2 protein-coding genes are annotated in these 2,111 nt (G+C 71.0%); one reads left to right on the plus strand and one right to left on the minus strand.

All coding sequences use genetic code 11. The annotated features are described in order from the left end of the window. The first annotated feature begins 42 nt into the window (after positions 1-42). Positions 43-975: a LysR family transcriptional regulator gene (locus tag ACFWPJ_RS31245; RefSeq protein WP_378856874.1), complete on the plus strand. Its 933-nt coding sequence runs from the start codon at positions 43-45 to the stop codon at positions 973-975. Here the strand turns inward: ACFWPJ_RS31245 and ACFWPJ_RS31250 are convergent. After that, complete coding sequence (locus tag ACFWPJ_RS31250) at positions 972-1,874, minus strand: LysR family transcriptional regulator (RefSeq protein WP_378856876.1); 903 nt, start codon at positions 1,872-1,874, stop codon at positions 972-974. The genes ACFWPJ_RS31245 and ACFWPJ_RS31250 overlap by 4 nt on opposite strands. Positions 1,875-2,111 lie beyond the last annotated feature (237 nt).

The raw sequence follows: 2,111 nt of genomic DNA on the forward strand, positions 1-2,111 counted from the left end.
CCGCGATAACAGATCGTTATGGCACGCAGTTAGAATGGCCAGATGGAACTGCGGCAACTCCGGTACTTCGTCACCGTGGTCGACGAGGGCGGCTTCACGCGGGCGGCCGAGCGGCTGCACCTGACGCAGCCGGGTCTGAGCGCCCAGATCAGGCAGCTCGAGCGTGAGCTCGGCCAGCGCCTGCTCGACCGTGGCGCCCGCACCGTGACGCCCACCGAGGTCGGGACCGCCGTGCTCGAACACGCGCGGGCCGCCCTGGCCGCGGCCGACCGGATCGGCGAGACCGTGCAGGAATTCGCCGGGCTGCTGCGCGGGCACGTGCGGCTCGGGGTGATCTCCGGTGCGGCCACCGAGGAATTCGATGTCGCCGGCGTGCTCGCCGATTTCCACCACGACCACCCACAGGTCGGCATCAGCCTCACCGAGGACACCGCCGAGCGGATGCTGGCCGCACTCGAACGCGGCGAGCTCGACATCGCCCTGGTCGGATTGACCGGCGCCGCACCGGATCCCGGCATCAGCCTCGAGGTGATCCTGGAGACGCCACTCGTCGCCGCCGTCGCGATCGGCGCACCGGCCGACCCCGCCGAGTCGGCGGGCACGATCACCCTGACGGCGTTGACCGATCGCCGGCTCATCTGCCTGCCGGTCGGGACCGGACTGCGCGGGGTCTTCGAACGCTCTTGCGCCGCAGCCGGTTTCACCCCGCACATCGCCTTCGAGGCGGCCGCTCCCCCCTTGCTGCTCCGGCTGGCCGCCCGGGGTCTCGGCACCGCGATCGTCCCCGCGCTCACGCCCGCCGAGGCGACCGCGTTCGCCGTGCGCGCGCTCACCATCGTCGAACCACGAATCCACGGCCGCCTCGCCATCGCCTGGCGCACCGACCGTCCCGGCGGCCCGGCGGCGAAGGTGCTGCTCGGGCAGATGCGAATAGCGCTCGGGCAGCGGACCACGACCCCGGACCGCTTCGCCTAGGACCGGCGGAGGTGCCCGGTGGCCGACGCGCACGCTTCGACATACCCGCGCACCAGCCGACGATGGTCGTCGTGCCGCCAGGCCAGGGCGAGTTCGCACGGGCTCAGGCCGGTCACCGGCCGGGTCACCACGCCGTCGTGGGCGATCAGCGGCGCGTTGCCCGTGGCGACCAGGACCACGCCGTCCCCGTTGACCAGCGCTTCGTAGGTCTCCTCGGTGCTCGACACCTCGGCTCCGATGACCGGTGGATGTCCGGCGCGTTCGTCGAGGGCGAGCCAGTAGTCGCGCAGCACACCCGCAGAGGGTGGCAGCGCCAGGAAGGGCTCATCGAGCAGGTCGGTGAACGCGATGCTGTCCCTGGTGGCGAGCGGGTGGGTTTCCGGGAGGGCGACGAGCCTCGGTTCCGTGGCGACGACCAGCCATCGGTAGCGTTCGTCCTCGGCCAGCGGCAGCCAGACGAAGGCGACATCGGCCGAGCCGTCGGCCAGACCTGCCGTCGGATCGTCCCAGCCGACCTGGCGCAGAACAGGTTTCGCGTCGGGGAACGCGGTAGCGAATCGGGAGCGCACCGCGGGCAGGATGCCACGACCGGGGCTGGTGCTGATGCCGATCGACAGCACAGCACGCTGCGCGGCCTTCGCGGATTCGACGGCGGCCTCCGCCGTTTCCCACGCGCCGATGACCCGGCGCGCCTCGGGCAGCAGCGCCGCGCCGACCGGGGTCAGCGTGACCGAGCGGGTGTCGCGCACGAACAGTGCCGCGCCGAGCTGACTTTCCAGCTTGCGAATCTGTTTGCTGAGCGCGGGCTGCGAGATGTACAGCGCCTCGGCGGCGGCGGTGAAGTTCAGCAGGTCGGCGACCGCGACGAAGTAGCGCAGGTCGCGCCCATGCACATCCATAACTCCTGGTTATCACAAAGGGTCTTGGACGGCATCTCGGCGTTGCGGAAGTATCGAGGGCGAAACATCAACGGGCAGAGGAGAACCTGATGAGCATCCCGCAGATCTGGCTGGTCACCGGCGCGAGCAGCGGCTTCGGTCGCGCCATCGCGGAAGCGGCGATCGCGGCGGGCGACACCCGCGTAGCCCTCGCCCCCCGCACCACCGCCCAGGAAGATATGGTAGCCCCGCACCCCC

It is taken from the genome of Nocardia sp. NPDC058497 (assembly GCF_042720195.1).
Lineage (GTDB): Bacteria > Actinomycetota > Actinomycetes > Mycobacteriales > Mycobacteriaceae > Nocardia.